Annotated in this window: 21 protein-coding genes; 1 reads left to right on the top strand and 20 read right to left on the bottom strand. The window is 39.2% G+C overall.

From position 1 onward, the window contains the following. Positions 1-7 precede the first annotated feature (7 nt). The 18 genes from AC2A07_RS07705 to AC2A07_RS07620 all read right to left on the bottom strand — a co-directional run bounded on the left by AC2A07_RS07705 (position 8) and on the right by AC2A07_RS07620 (position 18,153). Positions 8-2,353 (bottom strand): GAF domain-containing protein, encoded by a 2,346-nt coding sequence (locus AC2A07_RS07705; RefSeq protein WP_484049927.1) that lies wholly within the window; start codon positions 2,351-2,353, stop codon positions 8-10. Between the two features lie 39 nt (positions 2,354-2,392). After that, positions 2,393-3,778 carry an NADH-quinone oxidoreductase subunit N gene (locus tag AC2A07_RS07700; RefSeq protein WP_484049926.1) on the bottom strand — a complete coding sequence of 462 codons (1,386 nt, stop codon included), beginning with the start codon at positions 3,776-3,778 and terminating at the stop codon, positions 2,393-2,395. Positions 3,779-3,912: 134 nt separating this feature from the next. Further along, complete coding sequence (locus AC2A07_RS07695; RefSeq protein ID WP_484049925.1) at positions 3,913-5,406, bottom strand: complex I subunit 4 family protein; 1,494 nt, start codon at positions 5,404-5,406, stop codon at positions 3,913-3,915. Beyond that, the gene (nuoL, locus tag AC2A07_RS07690) at positions 5,406-7,319 is read right to left on the bottom strand and encodes an NADH-quinone oxidoreductase subunit L (protein ID WP_314496721.1); all 1,914 of its coding nucleotides are present in this window, start codon (positions 7,317-7,319) and stop codon (positions 5,406-5,408) included. Before nuoL ends, AC2A07_RS07695 begins: the two co-directional genes overlap by 1 nt. A 3-nt stretch (positions 7,320-7,322) precedes the next feature. Continuing rightward, a complete protein-coding gene (nuoK, locus tag AC2A07_RS07685; RefSeq protein ID WP_047447237.1) occupies positions 7,323-7,652 on the bottom strand; it encodes an NADH-quinone oxidoreductase subunit NuoK in 330 nt (109 codons plus the stop codon). Between the two features lie 4 nt (positions 7,653-7,656). Beyond that, a complete protein-coding gene (locus tag AC2A07_RS07680) occupies positions 7,657-8,154 on the bottom strand; it encodes an NADH-quinone oxidoreductase subunit J family protein (protein WP_047447235.1) in 498 nt (165 codons plus the stop codon). Beyond that, complete coding sequence (locus AC2A07_RS07675) at positions 8,154-8,711, bottom strand: NuoI/complex I 23 kDa subunit family protein (RefSeq protein WP_047447230.1); 558 nt, start codon at positions 8,709-8,711, stop codon at positions 8,154-8,156. The genes AC2A07_RS07680 and AC2A07_RS07675 overlap by 1 nt, the downstream gene beginning before the upstream one ends. Positions 8,712-8,787: 76 nt before the next feature. After that, complete coding sequence (gene nuoH, locus AC2A07_RS07670; RefSeq protein ID WP_314496731.1) at positions 8,788-9,849, bottom strand: NADH-quinone oxidoreductase subunit NuoH; 1,062 nt, start codon at positions 9,847-9,849, stop codon at positions 8,788-8,790. An 89-nt stretch (positions 9,850-9,938) separates the two neighbouring features. Next, on the bottom strand, positions 9,939-10,937 hold the full coding sequence (locus AC2A07_RS07665; RefSeq protein ID WP_314496734.1) for an NADH-quinone oxidoreductase subunit G: 999 nt from the start codon (positions 10,935-10,937) through the stop codon (positions 9,939-9,941). A gap of 57 nt (positions 10,938-10,994) precedes the next feature. Beyond that, positions 10,995-11,831 (bottom strand): hypothetical protein, encoded by an 837-nt coding sequence (locus AC2A07_RS07660; protein WP_484049924.1) that lies wholly within the window; start codon positions 11,829-11,831, stop codon positions 10,995-10,997. A 14-nt stretch (positions 11,832-11,845) separates the two neighbouring features. Next, complete coding sequence (nuoF, locus tag AC2A07_RS07655) at positions 11,846-13,201, bottom strand: NADH-quinone oxidoreductase subunit NuoF (RefSeq protein WP_314496740.1); 1,356 nt, start codon at positions 13,199-13,201, stop codon at positions 11,846-11,848. A gap of 88 nt (positions 13,202-13,289) precedes the next feature. Next, positions 13,290-13,799 carry an NADH-quinone oxidoreductase subunit NuoE family protein gene (locus AC2A07_RS07650; RefSeq protein WP_050379261.1) on the bottom strand — a complete coding sequence of 170 codons (510 nt, stop codon included), beginning with the start codon at positions 13,797-13,799 and terminating at the stop codon, positions 13,290-13,292. A 105-nt stretch (positions 13,800-13,904) separates the two neighbouring features. Next, entirely contained in the window at positions 13,905-15,128 is a 1,224-nt protein-coding gene (gene nuoD, locus AC2A07_RS07645) for an NADH dehydrogenase (quinone) subunit D (RefSeq protein WP_484049923.1), read from the bottom strand. A gap of 69 nt (positions 15,129-15,197) precedes the next feature. Further along, positions 15,198-15,692 carry an NADH-quinone oxidoreductase subunit C gene (locus AC2A07_RS07640; protein ID WP_314496748.1) on the bottom strand — a complete coding sequence of 165 codons (495 nt, stop codon included), beginning with the start codon at positions 15,690-15,692 and terminating at the stop codon, positions 15,198-15,200. A gap of 4 nt (positions 15,693-15,696) precedes the next feature. After that, complete coding sequence (locus tag AC2A07_RS07635; protein WP_314496750.1) at positions 15,697-16,257, bottom strand: NADH-quinone oxidoreductase subunit B; 561 nt, start codon at positions 16,255-16,257, stop codon at positions 15,697-15,699. Positions 16,258-16,358: 101 nt separating this feature from the next. Further along, positions 16,359-16,730 carry an NADH-quinone oxidoreductase subunit A gene (locus AC2A07_RS07630; RefSeq protein ID WP_314496753.1) on the bottom strand — a complete coding sequence of 124 codons (372 nt, stop codon included), beginning with the start codon at positions 16,728-16,730 and terminating at the stop codon, positions 16,359-16,361. 120 nt (positions 16,731-16,850) lie between these two features. After that, entirely contained in the window at positions 16,851-17,027 is a 177-nt protein-coding gene (locus AC2A07_RS07625) for a hypothetical protein (RefSeq protein WP_484049922.1), read from the bottom strand. Between the two features lies 1 nt (position 17,028). After that, a complete protein-coding gene (locus AC2A07_RS07620) occupies positions 17,029-18,153 on the bottom strand; it encodes a GTP cyclohydrolase (protein WP_484049921.1) in 1,125 nt (374 codons plus the stop codon). Between the two features lie 105 nt (positions 18,154-18,258). Here AC2A07_RS07620 and AC2A07_RS07615 point away from each other — a divergent pair, with 105 nt between their 5' ends. Further along, positions 18,259-18,966 (top strand): zinc metallopeptidase, encoded by a 708-nt coding sequence (locus AC2A07_RS07615; RefSeq protein WP_484049920.1) that lies wholly within the window; start codon positions 18,259-18,261, stop codon positions 18,964-18,966. On the opposite strand, the gene AC2A07_RS07610 is transcribed toward AC2A07_RS07615, so the two are convergent. Together AC2A07_RS07610 and ribD are read right to left on the bottom strand one after the other, a co-directional pair. Beyond that, the gene (locus AC2A07_RS07610; protein WP_314496762.1) at positions 18,967-19,572 is read right to left on the bottom strand and encodes a YigZ family protein; all 606 of its coding nucleotides are present in this window, start codon (positions 19,570-19,572) and stop codon (positions 18,967-18,969) included. It lies immediately after the preceding gene. Positions 19,573-19,581: 9 nt separating this feature from the next. Beyond that, on the bottom strand, positions 19,582-20,607 hold the full coding sequence (gene ribD / locus AC2A07_RS07605; RefSeq protein ID WP_484049919.1) for a bifunctional diaminohydroxyphosphoribosylaminopyrimidine deaminase/5-amino-6-(5-phosphoribosylamino)uracil reductase RibD: 1,026 nt from the start codon (positions 20,605-20,607) through the stop codon (positions 19,582-19,584). Between the last annotated feature and the right edge of the window lie 20 nt (positions 20,608-20,627).

Here is a 20,627-nt window from a genome sequence, read left to right as displayed (position 1 = left end):
TGAAAATTCAGTTAAAAGAAACTCTTATCGCCAGTAATCCCGTAATCCCCTGCAGATCTTCAACCCGTAAAAATTCAACATCAGATTTCAGAACATCCTGCTTTTGGAGTCTGTTGATATACTGTAAATATTCACGCTGATTTTCCATTCCGAAATAGACGATTGTTATTTTCCCGGGGCAGGTAATTCTTTCATCAGAATCTTTTACACGTGCTTTTTCCAATCTTTTTTTGATGATTTCAAAATTTGAATTAAACGCTCCGTCAACATCAAAGCGCTTTTCATCCATCCGGAATCGAATGTCGATCTTTTCATTATAAACAAAAATCAACGAAGCAATGTCCAATGAAATGGGAAGGTCCTTTTTAAATAGATGAAATTCATGTTCCATCATACAGATCGTTTCCAGCTGCCAATATCTCAGTTCGTGAACAACCTTGGCAGAATAAGGTAATTCCGGTGCAATATTGGAGCCGATATAGAGATTATGTTCAACACCATCTGATTTAAACCTTTCAAAATAATGAGGGAATATTTCCTGAGCCATTATTTGCTTCTGGTCTAAAATATCAGCTAGTTTACGGTTGAGAAGCGTAATGGAATCATCTAAATTTTTTCTGTTGGCATAAAACAGATCATTCTGTGAGAAAACCTGGCCAAAATAAATTTTTATCTTATCCTTAATATTCTCTTCACTTTTTACCTCAAGCTGACCTTGCAGATACGGATGAATTTCTTCCCGCAAAAGTCTCTGAAATCGCTGTTCTGTATCTGCTTTTATTTCGTTATTAAGTTCATTTTCAAAAATATCCAGGGCTAGAGAATATTTTTCAGTATCTGAAGAATTCAGAAGGTTCATTGCTTCATGCAGTTCTTCGATCTGCTGATTAAGATCTTCAAGCATCAGATGAAAACGTTTTTCCGATGAAGATCTGATATCTGAAAAACTAAATAACGGGGTAAGGTTTCTAAAAGAAATCTCCTTTAAAGTATATATTTTTTTTGATAAATAAGCATTGAAATACCGTTCAGCTTCATTTCTGAATTTCCAGATCACACTGTTATGGATGGTAGTGTATTCACGCTGAATGATGGCTTCTATCTGATTGTTTTTTTCATACGAAAACCTGTTGAGGGAGAAAATAATCATATCAGCAACAAACTCAAGCTTTTTCAGTTTTAAACCATTCAGACTGTTCGGTAAAGGGGAGGTAAACTCCATGATTGCAAGAAGTTCGTTGTCTTTCATGATGGGGATAACCATGAAACTATTGATGCCGTTATCTTTCAAAATACTGAAAGAAGGATGTTTTTTGATCTCGTAATCAAGATTGCTGACATTGGAAACGACAACCGGTTTAGAATTGTAAGTGATGTTTTCAAAAGCTGTTTTCCGTAGTTCTTCATCAAAAGTATTGATCCAGAAATCAAGGAGATAATTGGTGAACACATTTTCGTAGATAGGAAGTTTTTCAAGCCTTTTGTTTTTCGTATTGAAAAGCATCAGTCCAAAATTAAGCTCAGCAACTTCAAAATAAGATTTGAAAATTTCTTTGAGATTTCCATCCGGTGACGGATGGTCAATATCAATTTTGATCATGCTTGATTTAAGGTCTGACAGGGCAACTTCCGAAGTACAGTCAATGAGAGAAATAATACTGAAACCATTTAAGATCCACGACTCAGGCTGGAAGTATTTTTTCCACAACTGTATATCATCCAGGTTTTCCAACAGCATGTCTAAAATCTCATCAGAGGGTATCTTTGTTCCTTCTGCAGGATAGACATCACTGAAATCCGAGTTAACCGTAATCTTGTAATGTCTCATGATTCCCTTTTTATCAGGAATGTCATAATAAAAGGGGAGGGTGACCTTAATGTCCTTTTGAAGATAAGTCTGCAAAATAAGGCAGCAGCAGAAAACATAATATTCGTCATCACTGATATCCCTGAATTCTATTTCAAAATCTTTTCCGGCTTCGTTGAGTATATTCTGGAATCTTTCTGTGTAGTTGAACGTTACGTTGGTCAGTGGGATTCCGGCTGCTTTAATTTCATTTTTTGTTAATCCTGTAGGGAAGAGATCTGCGAGGAGAAGCCTGATAAGGTCCTTGTGCTTTTCAAACAGAGAAAGATCCTGAAAACCATTCCTGAGTTCAGGAAAATTCCTGATCTTTTCTATGATTGATTCTGCATAGGAAGCGCGGTATTCCAGACGGTCATTATACCGGATGTGCTCCAATACGTCCAAATACTTTTTGAATGAGATAAAAACCTGAAACGGACTTTCTTTCTTATAAAAACTTCCCAAAATATGAATAAAATTGTAGGAGTAAAGGTATAAAAAAAGCACAACTCAAGGGTTGTGCTTTTTAATATTTAAATTGATTTTTTATAAACCAAACTGCTTTGCAAACAGATCAGGAAAAACTCCCAGAACAACCAGCGATGCAATAATAACAACCGCTACAATATTGTAAGTAACGGTTACTTTTTCTGAAGTCTTAAAAGTGGATTCTTTAAAAAAGAACATTGCAATAATAAGTCTTAAATAATACGCAATGGAAATCGCTGAACCTAAAACAGCCACAATGACTAAAAAGGTATTGTCATCCTTTGTCAGTGCCTGAGCAAATAATGAGAATTTACCCATAAAACCTGCTGTTAACGGAATTCCAGCCATTGATAAAAGAGAGATCGTTGCTACAACAGCTAGTAAGGGTTCTGTTTTTGCCAGGCCTTTAAACGCTCCGAATGATGTTTCCCTTTTGATTTTTTCCACCCAGATCAGACACATGAAAACACCTACAGTAGAAAGTGAATAGGCAAATAGGTAAAATCCTAAGGTATAAGTCGAAAGGGTATTCATACCAAAGAATACCAAGCCGATATATCCTGCGTGAGAAACTGAAGAGTATGCCAGCATTCTCTTTGCATTGGTCTGCGCAAGACCCATTACATTCGCAAGAACTAAAGTGATAATCAGGAATACTCCAAGAATGTTGATCCATTCAGCAGTTACACCGGAGAATCCGATGGTCATCAGTCTGAATAATGCAAAAAAACCGGAGATTTTCACTACACTCGCCATGAAGGCAGTAATCAGTGAAGGCGAACCTGCATAAACATCCGGACTCCACATGTGAAACGGTGCCAATGCTACCTTGAACGACATCGCACAAAGCATCAGGATAACCCCTAAGATGAACATGATGTTTTTAGGATTGGCTATGCTGAAGTCCTGAATTCTGTATAAATCAAAAGTTCCTGTACTTCCATAAATAAACGCAATTCCAAACAGTAAGAAACCTGTTGCAAATGCACCCATCAGGAAATATTTAATCGAAGCTTCGTTCGATCTCAAATCTGTTTTATTTGCTCCGGCCATTACATACAGCGGAATGGAAAGGATTTCGATTCCCAGGAACAGAGTCACCAGATTCTGGAATCCGAAAAGGATAATTCCACCACAAAGAGCGAAAAGCATCAATGCATACAATTCAGACTGATGGCTTCTGTGGTTACTGAATGCAAAACCTCCAAGGAAAAATAACAGTAAAGTCGTTACAATAGATATTTTTGTGAACAACGCTGTATTGGCGCTGTAATCATACATAAGTCTGTACTGCTCGAAGAATGATGCTTCAGGCAGGAAACTTACATACAGGGCAATGATTAATCCGAAAATCCCAATGTATCTTGCGAATTTTCCCTGCTCAAAAACTCCTGAAAATAATGCAGCAACTGCAGTTAGGAAAACAATAATTAAAACACTCATAATTTATATTTGAGATTCGAGATAATAGATTCGAGATTGTAGATATCAGATTTGAGAGGGCTCAAATTGTACTTCTAATTTCTCATTTCTAATTTCTCAATTTTTAAATCTTTTAATCTTTAAATTTTTAAATCTTAATTGATCATTGAAGTATAGATGAACTGCAATGAACTACTTACCATATCGATTACCGGCTGCGGGAAAATACCCAATACAATCACAAAAACGGCAATACTTGCCAATACCGAAAATTCTACTGCTGATAAATCTTTTGCTGTACTCAATACCGCTTCATCTCCCTGTCCGAACATTGCTTTTCCATAGAATCTCAATAGATACACTGCACAGAGAATAACAGTAAGACCGGCGATTACGGATGCCAGAACATTAAAGTCAAAGACCGATTTGATCAGGATAAATTCTCCGATGAAACCATTGGTCAAAGGAACACCCATTGAACCTAATATGATAATCAAAAAGAGCACAGCAAACTTCGGAGCCACTTTCGCTAAACCTCCCATCTGTCTGATGTCTCTTGATTTGAATCTTTTGTATAAAATATCAGCACAGAAAAATAAACCTGCCACGTTGATCCCGTGAGCAAATGTCTGTACCAAAGCACCCTCTGCTCCTTCAATCGTAAATGTTCCTCTTAAAGTAAGAACTGCTGATGAGAAAATACCTGCTACCATCAATCCAACGTGTGAGAAAGATGAATAGGCGATAATTCGCTTCATATCGGTCTGGATGATTGCGATTAATGCTCCGTGAACAATTCCAACAATCGCCAGGATGATTACAATCTGTCCGGAAATTCCGAAAATTGCGGTCGGCGTGATCGGGATCAGATAACGAAGCACACCGTAGATTGCCATCTTAAGCATAATCCCTGATAACAACATCGATCCCTGAGTTGGAGAGTACGTATAGGTGTCCGGCTGCCAGGTGTGGAACGGGAAAACCGGAAGTTTAACTGCAAAGGCAAAGAAAATAAACCAGAAAACAACGATCTGCTGAGTTTCACCAAGATTTGCATTGTATAAATCAGTTAAAGCAAATGAAGCTGAATGATTGTATACATAAATCAAACCTGCCAGCATAAACAGAGATCCTACGAAGGTGTACACAAAGAATTTTGTGGTGAACTCCAGTCTTTTGTTTTCCTGTCCCCAAAGAGCGGCAATAAACCAGATCGGAATCAGAGTTACTTCCCAGAAAATATAGAACAGTAAACCGTCTAAAGCGGTGAAAACTCCAACTAATCCGAACTGCATCAGCAAAATCAGACCGTAGAAAGAATTTTTATAGCTTACATTTTCATTAAAAGATGAAAGAATAATGATCGGCATCAAAATATTGGTCAACAATAGGAGAAGCAGGCTCATCCCGTCAATGCCGAAATGAAGTGTACTTTTTATAAATTGTGACCAGGGATAGGTGATTTCGTACTGCAGTTTACTGTCTACGGTCAGATTAAAATCAAAATCCGATACAACGTAAAATGTAAGCAGCATCTGAATCAAAGCAATTCCCAACGCCAGGTATCTGCTGGAAGTATTCTTCCATGCAAAAACCAATCCCGAACCTACTAGAGGTAAAAGTAATAATGTTAATAGTAAATAAGACATTATTGTAATATAAAGTTAACAATCAGTATAATTCCCACAGCTAAAGACATGATCAGAATGTAGTTTTCTACATTTCCGTTCTGTATACGCTTCATTGATCTTCCGCTGTCTTCAGCGCCTTCTCCCACGTAGTCCACAAAACGGTCAAGGACGCCTTTGTCAAACATTTTTCCGCCACGTCCCAGTCCTTCGACAGTTTTTACAATCAAAGCATTGTAAAGTTCGTCAACGTACAGTTTCTTAGCAGATAGTTTTTCCCATCCTGTATAATCGTCTTCAGCGATAGCTCTCTTTTTCTTATTTACATAAGTGTTTTTCACGATAAACCAGACTGAGAAGAACATCAGAACTGTTGCTCCCAAAAGGATCATTTCAGTATTGAAATCAACTCCTGAAAGCGTAGTTTCCATTTGGTTGTAGCTTTCTTCTGTCAGTACAGGTTTCAGCCACTCCATTAATTTAGCATAATGACCGTGACCGATAAAGTGAGGAAGGTTGATAAAACCTCCGACTACTGAAAGTACTGCCAGAACGATTAACGGTAAAGTCATGTTCAGCGGGCTTTCATGTAAATGATGTTTCTGGTCTTCCGTACCTCTGAAATCTCCGTGGAAAGTCAGGTAATACAGTCTGAACATGTATGTTGCAGTAACTGCTGCTAAGATGAAGAGCATCACCCAGTAAACCGGGTTTTTAGCATAAGCAGCGACTAAAATTTCGTCTTTTGAGATCATCCCTGATAATAAAGGGAATCCTGAAATGGCTAACGTTCCGATCAGGAAAGTTGCGTGGGTAATTGGAATGTACTTTTTCAGACCTCCCATGAAACGCATATCCTGTTCGTTGCTCATGGCGTGGATTACAGAACCAGCACCCAGGAATAACAGAGCTTTAAAGAAAGCATGCGTCATTACGTGGAACATGGCTGTAGTATAAGCTCCCAAACCTAAAGCGATAAACATGAAACCTAATTGTGAAACTGTAGAATAGGCCAGTACTTTTTTGATGTCGTTCTGACGAAGTGCATAGAAGCCGGCCAATGCTGCGGTTAAGAATCCGATTAATAAAATACCGTCCTGAACGGTAGGAGCCAACGTAAATAAGAAGTTAGATCTTACCACCAAATAGATTCCTGCCGTTACCATGGTGGCAGCGTGAATCAATGCAGAAACAGGAGTAGGACCAGCCATTGCATCCGGTAGCCAGGTATATAAAGGAACCTGTGCAGATTTTCCGGTAGCACCGATAAATAAACTTGCTGTGATAAAGATGATTATTGTGCCGTCCAGTTCAAATTTCCCTGCGTTCTGAGCGACTGTTAAGTAATCAACTGCATTGGTCTGAGAGGCGATCATAAAGATTCCGATCAATAATGCAAGGTCACCAATTCTGTTCATGATGAAAGCTTTTCTTGCTGCTTTGCCATATTCTTCGTTGGTGTACCAGAAACCGATTAATAAGTACGAACATAAACCAACTCCTTCCCATCCGATGAATAAGATCAGGTAGTTGCTTCCCATGACCAACAGTAACATTGAGAAAATAAATAAATTTAAATAAGTGAAAAACTTATAGAAACCTTTATCATGACTCATATATCCTATAGAGTAGAGGTGAATCAGAGAACCGATTCCTGTGATGACCATTACCATCATTAAAGACAGCTGATCGATCTGGAAACCGAAATTAATCTGAATTCCGTTGACTCTGAACCACTCAAAAGCCTTTACGATGACGGGCTGGCTTTCAGAATCGAAATTCAGGAATAAGCTGACCGCAATACAGAAAGATCCGAAAACAGCAATGGTAGCTAAGCTTCCAACAACTATTTTTGGAAGATTTTTTCCGAATAAACCGTTAATGAGAAAACCTAAAAGTGGTAAAAGTATTATTGCATAGACTAAATTCTCCATTCTTTATCCTCTTAATTTATTAAATATACTCACATCTACAGAACGGGTATTTCTGTAGAGCATCGCAATAATTGCCAGACCTACAGCAACTTCTGCTGCAGCCACCACCATAATGAAGAAAACTAAAAGTTGTCCGTCACTGTTCCCGTTGTATGCTGAAAACGCAGCTAACAGAAGGTTTACAGAATTCAGCATAAGCTCCACACAACCCAGAATTACAATCGCGTTTTTTCTCAGCAATACTCCCAGTACCCCTAGACAGAACAAAACTGACGACAGGATAATGAAATATTCCAGAGGGACACTTTGCATAAAAGTATTTACTTCTCCCATAATTTTATAAATCTTTTTTACCGATTAATACCGCACCTACAATACCTGCTAAAATCAGGATAGAAGCAAGCTCAAACGGCAAAACATATTCGTTGAATAAAAGTCTTCCCAGATTTTTTGTAAGACCAACACCTTTATCTACGTTTTCTACAACGACATGCTGTTCCTGAACACCTCTGAAAACGCCCAAAACCCCAATTAATAAAAGACCTGCTGTAAAAACACCGACAAACTTTAAAGTATTGTTCTTCTTACTTTCGTCTTCCTTATTAAGGTTAAGCATCATTAAAATGTATAGGAATAAAACCATGATCGCACCAGCGTAAACGATGATCTGAATGATTGCCAGAAACTGGGCATTCAGAAGAATGTACATTCCGGCAATTGAAAACATTGTAACAATTAATGACAGGATAGCGTAGAGAGGATTTCTCGCAAATACAAAGTAAACTGCACTTGACACTGCTAAAAACGCCACCAAGAAAAATAAAAACTGATCCATTATTTTACCGCATTTTTTTGTTTCTCGGACTGTCTTTCTGTAATATCAATCCTTTCATTTATTTTTTCCACTAATTTATCCTTTCCATAGATGAAAGAACCTCTGTTGGTTTCTACATCCACCAAACGGTCTGTAAGATAAATGGCAGATTTCGGGCACGCTTCTTCACACATTCCGCAGAAGATACATCTCAGCATATTGATTTCATAGACGGATGCATATTTTTCTTCTCTGTAGAGATCTTTTTCCTCCCTTGTTCTTTCAGAAGCCGTCATGGTAATCGCTTCAGCAGGACAGGCTACAGCACACAAACCACAAGCTGTACATCTTTCTCTGCCTTCCTCATCTCTTTTCAGAACGTGCTGACCTCTCCAGATATCGGCTCTCGGTTTTTGTACTTCCGGATAAGAATAAACATTGGGAGCGCGTTTTACAACGGTTCTCACAGCATGCTTAAAAGTAATCCCCATTCCTTTGAAAATCGCCGGAAGGTAGATTTTCTCAGCAAGGGTCATCTCTTTATTCGAAACAACTTTTGATCTGTTTGTAAGTTTCATTTATTTATAGATATTAGATGTTAGACATTAGATTTTAGACCAATCCTGCCTTTTATCTTAATTTATATTCAATTTATTAATTTGCAAAAGCTAAAATTACAGCTCCTGTAATCATCAGGTTAACCAATGCCAATGGAATTAATGTTTTCCATCCCAGGTGCATCAACTGGTCATATCTGAATCTCGGAAGCGTCCATCTGATCCACATGAAGATCAGAATCCCGACAACCGTTTTCGTTAAAAATGCTACAATACTTAAAATTCCCGCTGCATTTTCTCCCCAGTTCTGAGTTACCCATTCGATTCCCGGATAGTTATAACCTCCGAAGAAAAGAACCACGATAAAAGCGTTTGAAATAAACATGTTTACATATTCACCAAACATATATAGTCCCAACTTCATTGAGGAATATTCTGTAGAATATCCTGTTACCAGTTCCGATTCGCATTCCGGTAAATCGAAAGGGTGACGGTTGGTTTCTGCCAAAGCTGACACAAAGAAAATTAAAAACGCCAAAGGCTGGTAGAGTATATTCCAGTTTAAACCGTCTATCTCAAAAAGTCCCCAGATTTTTCCTGAAGTCTGAGTTTCGGTAATCACTTTTAAATCTAAACTTCCTGTCATCATAATGATAGAAAGTAGAGCAAGACCCATCGCCAATTCATAAGAAATCATCTGTGAAGAAGCACGGATTGCACCCAGTAATGAATATTTGTTGTTGGAAGCCCAGCCTCCGATCATAATTCCGTAAACTCCGATAGAAGCCATACCAATAATGAACAATACCCCTACATCAATATTAGCAACTTGTAAATCGAAAGATTCACCACCAATATTCAATGTTTTACCCCACGGAATTACCGCTCCGGTAATCAGTGAAATAAACATCACCAGTGCTGGTCCCAGTACAAAGAGAAATCTTTCTGCATTTTGTGGGGTAAAATCTTCCTTAAAGAAAAATTTACCACCATCGGCAAGAGGCTGCAGCAAACCGAATGGTCCTGATCTGTTCGGTCCGATTCTGTCCTGCATAATAGCTGCCACTTTTCTTTCTGCCCAGGTAGAGTAGGCTGCGATCGTCAGCGAAAGCAGGAAAAGCGCCAGTACAAGTATCAATTTAAATGTAAGTAAATCCATTTTTTATTTATTTAGATAATAGATATCAGATGCCAGATATCAGATTTAAAATCTGAGGTCTGATGTCTGAAATCTTACGTCTTTAAAAATTATTTTTCGTCTTTTTCGCTGATTTCTTTTGCCATCGGATTGTCTAAAACTCTTAATTCGTCTTTAGGCTTTTCGTAATGGTTTAATGAAATAACTGAATGTCTGTCAATATTTCTTGGACCTTCAATGTTCCAGTCTGATAAATTCTTTCTTTCGAAACGACAGGTATCGCAGATAAATTCTTCCACCTCTCCCCACTGGTCTTTTCTTGCGGTCACTCTTACAATCTCGTCTCCTTTCATGTAGACAGTAGCTTTTCCTGAACACTTATCACATTTACAAGAAGCATTCATCGGTTTTGTAAACCAAACTCTGCTTGCAAAACGTGCTGTTCTGTCTGTTAATGCTCCAACCGGGCAGACATCGATAACGTTTCCGATGAAGTCATTATCCAAAGCTTTGTTTAAGTAAGTGGAAATCTCAGCATGATCTCCTCTGAATAAAATTCCGTGCTCACGCTCACCTGTTAACTGGTTTGCTGCCAAAACGCATCTTGCACACAAGATACAGCGGTTCATATTCAGTTTGATGTGTGGACCTAAATCATCAGCATCATACGTATTTCTTTTAAACTCTGTTCTGGTTTCAAGATTTCCATGTTCGTAACCCAAATCCTGAAGATGACATTCTCCGGCCTGATCACAAACCGGGCAATCCAGCGGGTGATTTACCAAAAGAAATTCGGTAACTGCTTTACGTCCTTCCTGTGCTTTTTCAGAAGAAAGGTTTTTTACTTCCATTCCGTCCATCACATTTGTTCTGCAGCTCGCAACCAGTTTCGGCATCGGACGCGGATCTGCTTCCGAACCTTTGGAAACTTCTACCAGACATGTTCTGCATCTTCCTCCACTGGTTTCCAGTTTGCTGTAATAGCACATGGCTGGTGGTACAGATTTTCCGCCGATCTGTCTTGCTGCTTCCAAAATAGAAGTTCCAGGCAAAACTTCAGCAGTCTGTCCGTCTATCGTTATTTTAAATTTCTTAACCTCTTCGCTCATATTCTTTCGCTTTATAATGCGCTAAGCAATAGTTTCTTTTTATTAATTAAAATCAGATTACTCTGATCTTTTTGTCGTGTTAAAAGTATATCCGATTCCAAAATTGAACTGGGCATATACAAAGTCCTGAGAAGCTTTATCCGGCTTGTTGTTCAGGGTAGTTTTAATGTCCGGCATATTGATGTATCCAAACTTTCCTTCTGCCTGAAGTACAATATGTTTAATTATTACAACACTCAACGCTGCTCTCGCATCCAATCCAAATCCTGCCAAGTGGAATCTGTCGCTTCTTTCATTTCCCATCAACTGAACGTTAGATTTTGGTAGTAATGCACCTAATCCACCTCCATAACTGGCAAAAATAGCAATATGTTTTTTATCTAAAACATTGTGATATTTCTGAGCTCCGATATTGATATAGTTCAGACCGTCTGTATGTTCGAATGTTAAAAATTCTCCACTGTTCAGGTCTACCTGTCCATTATTCACCATTCCTGCATATTCAGGATCATTGATGTATCCTTTCATATTGACGGTTTGGTTCTGATCCATCACATATTTCATGTGATCCATCCCTAAGGTAATTCCAAAATTATCTTTCGGGAAGTAGGTAATCCTGTAATTAACCTGAGGGATCGTTATGCTTCCCGGATTAAAATAGGTTCCCCAGTCAAATTTAGTCTGTCGGTCACTGGCCTTTACATTATCCAATTGAAAATCATATCCATCCCCTTTAAAACGAATGTCTGATTTTGAATATTTTGCATTGTTCCATCCCCAAAACACCAAAAAGCTTCCTTTTTTGAAAACCCTGCTGTTTTCCTCCTGTTGTTGTCCTTTTACATTAATGGAACTGAATCCGATTAGTAACCAAAGAACGATTGTATTTTTCAATTTTTTAGACTCTATTAATTACTTGCCGCAACTGGGATAGGGTCTGCATAATTGGCCAATCCGTAGTTTTGAGTTTGACTTAATTCAGGATTTTTAACATGCCATTCAAATTCATCTCTGAAATGTCGAATCGCTGCTGCCACAGGCCATGCTGCCGCATCACCCAAAGGACAGATGGTGTTGCCTTCGATTTTTCTCTGGATGTCCCAAAGCAGATCGATATCTTCCATTGTTCCTTCTCCTTTTTCTATTTTCTTTAAAATCTTGTGCATCCAACCCGTTCCTTCACGGCATGGAGTACACTGTCCGCAACTTTCGTGATGATAAAATCTCGCCAAAGTCATGGTATGTTCTACAACACACTGGTCTTCATCCAAAACAATGAAACCTCCTGAACCCATCATCGTTCCGGTAGCAAAACCACCGTCAGCGAGAGATTCGTAGTTCATATATCTTGGCTCGCCATTTACTGTTTTCAATAATAAATTTGCAGGAACGATAGGTACTGAACTTCCACCCGGAATACAGGCCTTCAGCTTTTTACCGTTTGGAATTCCACCACAATATTCGTCAGAGTAAATGAATTCTTCCACCGTAATGGTCATGTCAATTTCGTAAACTCCGGGTTTATTGATGTTTCCACAAGCAGAAATTAATTTTGTCCCTGTAGATCTTCCTACTCCGATTTTAGCATATTCAGCACCACCAATTTCAATAATTGGAACGACTGCTGCAATAGATTCAACGTTGTTAACTACGGTTGGTCTTTCCCAAAGTCCTTTTACAGCCGGGAAAGGCGGTTTTAATCTTGGGTTTCCTCTTTTTCCTTCAAGAGATTCAAGCAATGCTGTTTCTTCACCGCAAATGTAAGCTCCACCTCCTCTCTGAACATAAATTTCACAGTCGAAACCTGTTCCTAAGATGTTTTTACCTAAAAACCCTGCAGCTTTAGCTTCTTCAATGGCTTCTTCCAGAATATCAGGAATCCATGAATATTCTCCACGGATATAGATATAAGAAACATTTGAACCAAGAACGAAAGAAGAAATAAGCATTCCCTCAATCAAAAGATGAGGAAGAAATTCCATTAAATATCTGTCTTTGAATGTTCCCGGTTCAGATTCGTCTGCATTGACCACCAGGTGTCTTGGTACACCTTCCGGTTTTGCCAGAAAGCTCCACTTCATTCCCGTAGGGAAACCTGCACCACCACGACCACGGAGACCTGAAACTTTTACTTCTTCAAGGATTTCTTCAGGGGCCATTTTCAGGGCTTTTTCTGCTGCGGTGTAACCTCCCTGTCTGCGGTAAGTTTCATAGTAGCGGATGCCTTCTACGTGTGCGTCTTTAAGTAAAAGTTTTTTACTCATTTTTATATGCTTTTAGCGTATGGCTCTTACACTTCGACAAGCTCAGTGTGACAGCTTTGTGCTTTTTTTAAGTTATTTTAAAATTATTTTAGCCCAAATCAACCTGTCCTTCTCTGCAGAGATCAAGGATTTCGTCTACTTTCTCGATGGTTAAATTCTCGTGATAAAACTTTCCTAGCTGCAACATCGGAGCGTATCCACAAGCACCGAGACATTCTGCTGGTTTTAATGTAAACATTCCGTCTGCAGTTGTTTCACCGTCTTTGATGTTCAGCTTAGTTCTGATGTGGTCTAATATTTTTTCGCTTCCGCGAACCATGCAAGGTCCGGTTCTGCATACTTCCAAAACATATTTACCTACCGGCTTCATATTAAACATGGTATAGAAGGTTGCCACTTCATATACTTCAATGGGTTTGATACTTAATAATTCAGCAACATAATCCATCACAGGAACGTCTAACCAGCCTCCGAATTCCTTCTGTGCCAGATGCAGCACAGGAAGAAGAGCAGATTTTTGTCTTCCTTCAGGGTATCTTGCCATGATTTTATGGACCTGCTGTAAACTTTCCGGTTTAAAAGCTATTGTTTCGCTCATTTTTATCTAAGATTTCAGATGCCATATTTCAGACATCAGATTTTAAATTTATATATAAAGCGAAGAGTCTGACATCTTGGGATCTGATATCTGACATCTTCTTTTTTATGCGTCTAATTCTCCTGCTATAATGTTCATACTGCACATCGTAACGATGGCATCAGAAATCACAGAACCTGTAATCATTTCAGGATAAGCCTGATAATAAATGAAACACGGTCTTCTGAAATGCAGTCTGTAAGGAGTTCTTCCACCATCACTGACCAGGTAGAATCCTAATTCTCCGTTTCCTCCTTCAACAGCGTGGTAAACTTCTCCTTTCGGAACATCGGTTTCTCCCATGACAATTTTGAAGTGATAGATCAGCGCTTCCATTTTCTGGTAAACATCTGCCTTTTCAGGAAGATAGAAATCAGGGACGTCTGCGTGGAAAGGTCCTTCCGGAAGATTATCGTATGCCTGGTTGATTATCTTCAGTGATTCCCAGATTTCCTGCTGGCGAACCATAAATCTATCGTACGTATCTCCTGCAGTTCCTACAGGAATGATGAAATCAAAATCTTCGTAGGAAGAATAAGGTTCAGCCACTCTCACATCATAGTCAACACCGGCTGCGCGAAGATTGGGACCTGTAAATCCATAGCTCAGTGCACGCTCAGCTGAGATAGCACCTGCTCCGATGGTTCTGTCCATAAAGATTCTGTTTCTCTCCAGTAACTGGCCGAATTCGGCAAATCTTGCAGGGAATGTTTTTAAGAAATCTTTCAGCAGCTCATGGAATTTTGGAGTGAAATCTCTTTCAAAACCTCCGATTCTTCCCATATTTGTTGTCATTCTTGCTCCACAGATCTGCTCGTACATATCGTAAATACGTTCTCTTTCGATGAACATATAGGTAAGACCTGTAATCGCACCTGCATCCATTCCGGTTACCCCGTTACAGATCAGGTGATCTCCGATCCTTGCCAGTTCCATTAAAATAACACGCATGTAATCCACGCGTTTAGGAACTTTGATACCGATCAGTTTTTCAACTGTCATGTGCCATCCTATATTGTTGATAGGGGCAGAACAGTAATTCATACGGTCTGTAAGGGTCGTGATCTGAGAATAGTTTCTTCTTTCAGAAATTTTCTCAAAAGCTCTGTGGATATAACCAACGGTCTGCTCAGCATGAAGAATTCTTTCTCCATCCATTGTCAGCACATTCTGGAAAATACCATGTGTTGCAGGGTGGGTAGGTCCCAGATTCAGGGTATATAACTGCCCGTCAATCTGTTCTTTACTTTCGTGTTGGTTAAGTATATTAGATAATGAGTTATCTTTCATAATATATAATTGATAATTGATAGAAGATAATTGATCATACATCAATCATCATTAATCATTTATATTTTTTTATCTTCCGAACATTGCGTCGTCCTTGTCTGTTCTGGTGCCGTCTTCAAGACGATATTCTTTCAGCATAGGGTGGTATCCGAGGTCTTCCATATTCAGAATAGGTCTGAGATCCGGATGTCCCTTAAATTTAATTCCGTAGAAATCAAAAGTTTCTCTTTCCATCCAGTTGGCTCCTGCATATAATTCAGTCAGGGAGTCAACTTCAATATTTTCTCTGGACATGAAAATCTTAAGGCGTAATCTGAAATTGGTCACCATGTTCTGAAGATGATAAACCACACCTATTTCCTTATCAGGAAATTCAGGATAATGAATTCCGCATACATCGGTAAGGAAGTTGATTTCCAGAGATGAATCTTTAAGGTAATGGATCACCTTTTTGATGTCTTCTTTTTTTATTTCAACGGTCAGCATCCCATAAGGTTCTGAACTTGAAATTACTGTTTCAGGAAACTCCCTCGTTAAAGCTTCTAGTACAAATTCGTTCGTCATTTCCTTAGTTGCTTATATTGTAAGAATCTAACAAATGCTGATATTCAGGGGTGTCTCTTCTTCTGATGCTTTCGCTTTCCGCCAGTGCCTGAACCTGCATGACGCCTTCGATGATCTGCTCAGGTCTTGGAGGGCATCCAGGAACGTACACATCAACCGGAATGATTTTGTCTATTCCCTGTAAAACAGAATACGTATCAAAAATACCTCCGCTGGAAGCACATGCTCCGACAGCAACGACCCATTTCGGTTCAGCCATCTGCGTGTATACTTCTTTTAAAACAGGCCCTAATTTTTTAGAAATAGTTCCGCATACCATCAGCATATCTGCCTGTCTCGGTGAGAAAGAGTTTCTTTCCATTCCGAATCTTGAGGCATCATAAGTGGGGTTAAGCGTAGCCATGAATTCGATACCGCAACAAGACGTTGCAAAGGGTAAAGGCCAAAGTGAAAACTTTCTCGCCATTCCGATTACGCTGCTCAGTTTTGTTGCAAAAAAACCTTCTCCTTCAAATCCTTCGGGAGCGGGTGCATCTGTTCTTATAATTGGTTTTTGATCTGACATTTGATTGATTTTAAGATTTTAATTTAGATTCTAAATCGCTGTTAATGTTAACTTTAATTTAATCGTGTTTATCTAAATCTCTTATTTAAAATTATGATTGATTATTTATCCCAGTCCAGTGCGCCCCGTTTCCATACATAGAAAAATGCAAGGAAGAAAATTGCGACAAACATCAGTACTGCAAAAAAACCTTCAACTCCGAATTCTCTGAAGTTGACTGCGTAAGGATAAAAGAATACGATTTCGATATCGAACAGTACAAAAAGTACCGCTGTTAAGAAATATTTAATGGAGAACGGAGTTCTTGCATTCCCTTCAACAGGAACACCACATTCCCAGCTTGAGTTCTTTACAGAATCCCCTTTTTTCTGTTGTGGACCCAAAAAATGAGCGCCCAGCAAAGAAATGGCAACAAAACCAATGGCTACACCGGCTTGTATGAGTATTGGAATATAACTTTCAGGTAAATTCATTTTTACATTATTATCTCAAGTTGCAAATTTAGGCAATAAACAATAAAGCATGAAATTAATCAACTTAAAAGTCTGATGAAATTGAGAAAAACCGATAATTTAGAATCAATAAAAATAGTATTATTTCTTCATTTTTTTAAGAAGAGAAAATGCCATGAAAGAGATATAGGCGAAAAGTATACTTGCGTACAAAATGTTGATGATGGTATTGGTCCGGTCGTCTTCTGTTTTTAAAAACAGGTTGTAAGCGATGAATCCGGCAATGAGAACGGCGAAAACGATAAGATGTATTTTCATATCAGAATGTGAGGGAATAGGTTCTTCTTCTTTTATGGTTTACAGGGTTGTAATCCTGCCACAGTACCTGTACACTTTTGTTTTCTTCAAGTTCCGGATTGGTCTCTGCAAAATCGATTCCCATATTGTTGAAACGGACAAAGATTTCTTTAAAAATAATAGCTGTTACCCCTCTCCGCTGATATTCGGGATGGATTCCGATCAGGTAAAAATTGGCGCGGTCGTTCTTCTTCTGTGCCTGCATGAAATGCCACCATCCGAAAGGAAAAAGTTTTCCTTTGGCTTTCTGCAGTGCTTTGGAATAGGACGGCATGGTTACCGCAAAAGAAACCAGCTCATCATGTTCGTCAACGACACAGATCACATAGTTTTTGGCAATCATCGGGAAGAACTTTTCTTTGTACGTTTTGATCTGCTCCTCTGAGATCGGGGTGTAGGTAGAAAGATGTTTATACGTTTCGTCAAGCAGTTTGAACATCGGTTTTACATACGGTAAAATTTCTTCTTTGTTCCGGAACTCTAAAACTCTCAGATTGTACTTTTCAGCAATCAGCTTGCTGAATTTTTCGACTTTCGGAGGAAGGACTTTTGGGAAATTCATTTCAAATTCCACCCATTCCTTTTCTTTTGTAAGCCCAAGGTCTTCGATATGCTGAGGGTAATATTCGTGGTTGTAGATCCCGATCATAGTGGCGATCTTCTCAAATCCGAAAGTCAGCATTCCTGCTTTGTCAAGGTTGGTGAAGCCCATCGGTCCTTCAATTTTGTCAATTCCTTGCTGTTTTGCATAGCTGATCACCGTATCAATCAGTGCCTTTGACACTTCACGGTCGTCAATAAAATCAATCCATCCGAAACGTACTTTCCTGATGCCCAATTCTTTCTCTTCTTTGTGATTGATGATCACTGCAATTCTCCCTACTACCTTCTGATCTTTCAATGCCAGATACTGTTTTGCCTCGGAATACTGCAGGGCAGGGTTTTCCTGAGGGTTCCATACATTTAATTCGTCTTTGATAAATGACGGGACATAATAAGGATTATTTCTGTAAAGATCCATCGGGAATTTCACAAACTGTTTTAATTCGTTAGGTGTTTTTACTTCAAGAATTGAAACTTCTGACATAGTATTTTAGGGTAATTTCAGTACAAATATAATTAATAATTGTCAATACTTTGGCACAATTATTACATCTAGTAGGTGAATTGTTACCTAAAAAAAATAAAAAAAATGACAGGTTATTATCTTATCATAGGGATCTCGATGCTGGTCAGCTGGCTGGTTTCCTCAAGATTGAAATCTAAATTCGAGTATTATTCAAATGTCCATTTAAGAAACGGACTTTCAGGGAAGGAAGTAGCGGAAAAAATGTTGAGAGATAACGGAATCAATGATGTACAGGTGATATCAGTTCCGGGACAGCTCACAGACCATTATAATCCTTCCGATAAAACAGTGAACCTTTCAGAAGGGGTTTATATGCAGAGAAATGCGGCTGCTGCGGCAGTAGCGGCTCATGAATGCGGGCATGCCGTACAGCATGCTGTAGGGTATTCTATGTTGCAGTTAAGATCAAAGCTTGTTCCTGTGGTAAGCATCAGTTCAAATCTGATGCAGTTTGTACTCATTGCAGGGATCGGGATCATGATTGCTTCAAGATCAACTGAAAATCCTAACGGAAATACGCTGGTTTTGACGATCGGAGTTATTATGTTTGCTTTAACGACACTGTTTGCTTTTATCACGCTTCCTGTGGAATATGATGCCAGCAACAGGGCGATGAAATGGCTGAAAGATTCAGGAACCGTCACATCTGAGGAATTTGTCGGAGTAAAAGACAGCCTCACGTGGGCGGCAAGAACCTATCTGGTAGCGGCACTGGGCTCTCTGGCTCAATTATTATACTGGGTATCTGTGCTGATGAGCAGCAGACGGTAGTCAGTCTTTAAAATCAAATGAAATATACTGCATCTCAGAAAGTTTTTCTGAGATGCTTTCTTTTTGTGCTGTTTTCAGGGAAGCGTTCAGGATACAGTTTTCATCGGCATCAAAATGAAGGACTTTGGCATCAAACTTTGAAAGGAGAGTGAAAATAATGTTCTGCTGATTAAACTGAAACCTGATTTCAATTTCAGTTTCAAGCTCCCGGGTAATGATCCGGGATTCTTCCAGAGTGATTTTCGCTGATTCTTTATAGGCTTTTACTAAACCTGAAACTCCCAGTTTTGTTCCGCCATAGTAGCGCACACTGATGACCAGGACGTTCGTGATTTCGTTGGCCAGAAGCTGATTGTAGATAGGCAGCCCTGCACTCCCTGAAGGTTCTCCGTCGTCATTGGCACGGTAGTTCTCTCCGTTCAGTCCCATCCGGAAGGCATAGCAGTGATGCGTAGCTTTCGGATGTTCTGATCTTACTTTTTCCAGAGCATTTTTAAGTTCGTTTTCGTTATTGACCGGAAATGCGAAACCTATAAATTTGCTTCCTTTTTCTTTGAGAAGTGTATTTTCAACCGGTTGGTCTATGGTCTTATATTCGTGCAGCATGCTCGGTCTCTAATTTGTGTTTTTGTGAAACTCCATCACATTATCCCTGAATTTTTGAATGGCGGAAGGATTGTTGAGGAATTTAGGGGCTTTTGTTCCGTTTTCTATCATCAGTTCTTGGTTTTTAATGACTATTGTTTCGTCCCACAGACCGGAATCAATGAACTGTTGTAAAACCAGGTTCCCGCCCTCAACGATTACTGACTGGATCTGTAATTCATGCAGTTTTTTCATCAGTTTTTCAATAAATCCTTCTCTTTCTGTTTTGATGAACCTGATGTTGCCTTCTTCAGAATTTTTTACAGAATTAAATACTAGAGTTTCTGCTTCATCATTATAAATATGATAGTGAACCGGAACTTTCAGGTCGATATCGATCAAAATACGGACAGGGTTTCTGCCGGTCATTTCTCTTGTCGTCAGACTCGGATTGTCGCGCAGGGCGGTCATCGTACCTATGAGAATTGCATGTTCATTGTTTCTCAGTTCATGCACGTACTGTTTCGTCAATGAATTGCTGATTTGGGTCGGTTTAAAATCTCTGTCTATAAATCCGTTTCCGGATTGAGCCCATTTTAAAACAATATAAGGACGTTTCTTTTCATGATAGGTGAAAAACCGTCTGTTCAGTTCAGTGCATTCTTTTTCGAGGATCCCTGAAATGACTTCGATCCCTGCCTCCTGAATGATTTTTTTGCCTTTGCCGTTGACCTTATCGTGAGCATCCATGGCACCGATCACGACTTTTCTGAACCCCGATTCACCGATTTTCAGGGCACAGGGAGGTGTTTTTCCATAATGGGCACACGGTTCGAGTGATACGTAAATGGTCGATTCCGGAATGAGGCTTTTATCTGTAACGGAATTGATGGCATTGATCTCTGCGTGGTTTTCACCTGTTTTATGGTGATATCCTTCGCCGATGATTTTCCCGTTGTGCACAATCACGCTTCCCACCAAAGGATTGGGGTAAGTGTCTCCCTGGGCTTTTAAAGCCAGTTCGATACATCTTCTGATATAAATTTCGTCCTGCATTATATGAAAAAAGCGAAGAC

Source organism: Chryseobacterium sp. HNCC26DJ238, from assembly GCF_057180465.1.
This window is presented reverse-complemented; position numbering and strand designations above follow the sequence as displayed.

Bases quoted from the DNA above. Each gene is read 5' to 3' on its own strand.
- nuoK (WP_047447237.1), bottom strand. From the start codon at position 7,652: ATGGGAGAAGTAAATACTTTTATGCAAAGTGTCCCTCTGGAATATTTC.
- AC2A07_RS07680 (WP_047447235.1), bottom strand. From the start codon at position 8,154: ATGGATCAGTTTTTATTTTTCTTGGTGGCGTTTTTAGCAGTGTCAAGT.
- AC2A07_RS07630 (WP_314496753.1), bottom strand. From the start codon at position 16,730: ATGAATTTACCTGAAAGTTATATTCCAATACTCATACAAGCCGGTGTA.
- AC2A07_RS07665 (WP_314496734.1), bottom strand. From the start codon at position 10,937: ATGAGCGAAGAGGTTAAGAAATTTAAAATAACGATAGACGGACAGACT.
- nuoH (WP_314496731.1), bottom strand. From the start codon at position 9,849: ATGGATTTACTTACATTTAAATTGATACTTGTACTGGCGCTTTTCCTG.
- AC2A07_RS07625 (WP_484049922.1), bottom strand. From the start codon at position 17,027: ATGAAAATACATCTTATCGTTTTCGCCGTTCTCATTGCCGGATTCATC.
- AC2A07_RS07695 (WP_484049925.1), bottom strand. From the start codon at position 5,406: ATGTCTTATTTACTATTAACATTATTACTTTTACCTCTAGTAGGTTCG.
- nuoL (WP_314496721.1), bottom strand. From the start codon at position 7,319: ATGGAGAATTTAGTCTATGCAATAATACTTTTACCACTTTTAGGTTTT.
- ribD (WP_484049919.1), bottom strand. From the start codon at position 20,607: ATGCAGGACGAAATTTATATCAGAAGATGTATCGAACTGGCTTTAAAA.
- AC2A07_RS07635 (WP_314496750.1), bottom strand. From the start codon at position 16,257: ATGTCAGATCAAAAACCAATTATAAGAACAGATGCACCCGCTCCCGAA.
- AC2A07_RS07700 (WP_484049926.1), bottom strand. From the start codon at position 3,778: ATGAGTGTTTTAATTATTGTTTTCCTAACTGCAGTTGCTGCATTATTT.
- AC2A07_RS07610 (WP_314496762.1), bottom strand. From the start codon at position 19,572: ATGCTGCACGAATATAAGACCATAGACCAACCGGTTGAAAATACACTT.
- nuoD (WP_484049923.1), bottom strand. From the start codon at position 15,128: ATGAAAGATAACTCATTATCTAATATACTTAACCAACACGAAAGTAAA.
- AC2A07_RS07615 (WP_484049920.1), top strand. From the start codon at position 18,259: ATGACAGGTTATTATCTTATCATAGGGATCTCGATGCTGGTCAGCTGG.
- AC2A07_RS07650 (WP_050379261.1), bottom strand. From the start codon at position 13,799: ATGAGCGAAACAATAGCTTTTAAACCGGAAAGTTTACAGCAGGTCCAT.
- AC2A07_RS07620 (WP_484049921.1), bottom strand. From the start codon at position 18,153: ATGTCAGAAGTTTCAATTCTTGAAGTAAAAACACCTAACGAATTAAAA.
- nuoF (WP_314496740.1), bottom strand. From the start codon at position 13,201: ATGAGTAAAAAACTTTTACTTAAAGACGCACACGTAGAAGGCATCCGC.
- AC2A07_RS07675 (WP_047447230.1), bottom strand. From the start codon at position 8,711: ATGAAACTTACAAACAGATCAAAAGTTGTTTCGAATAAAGAGATGACC.
- AC2A07_RS07640 (WP_314496748.1), bottom strand. From the start codon at position 15,692: ATGACGAACGAATTTGTACTAGAAGCTTTAACGAGGGAGTTTCCTGAA.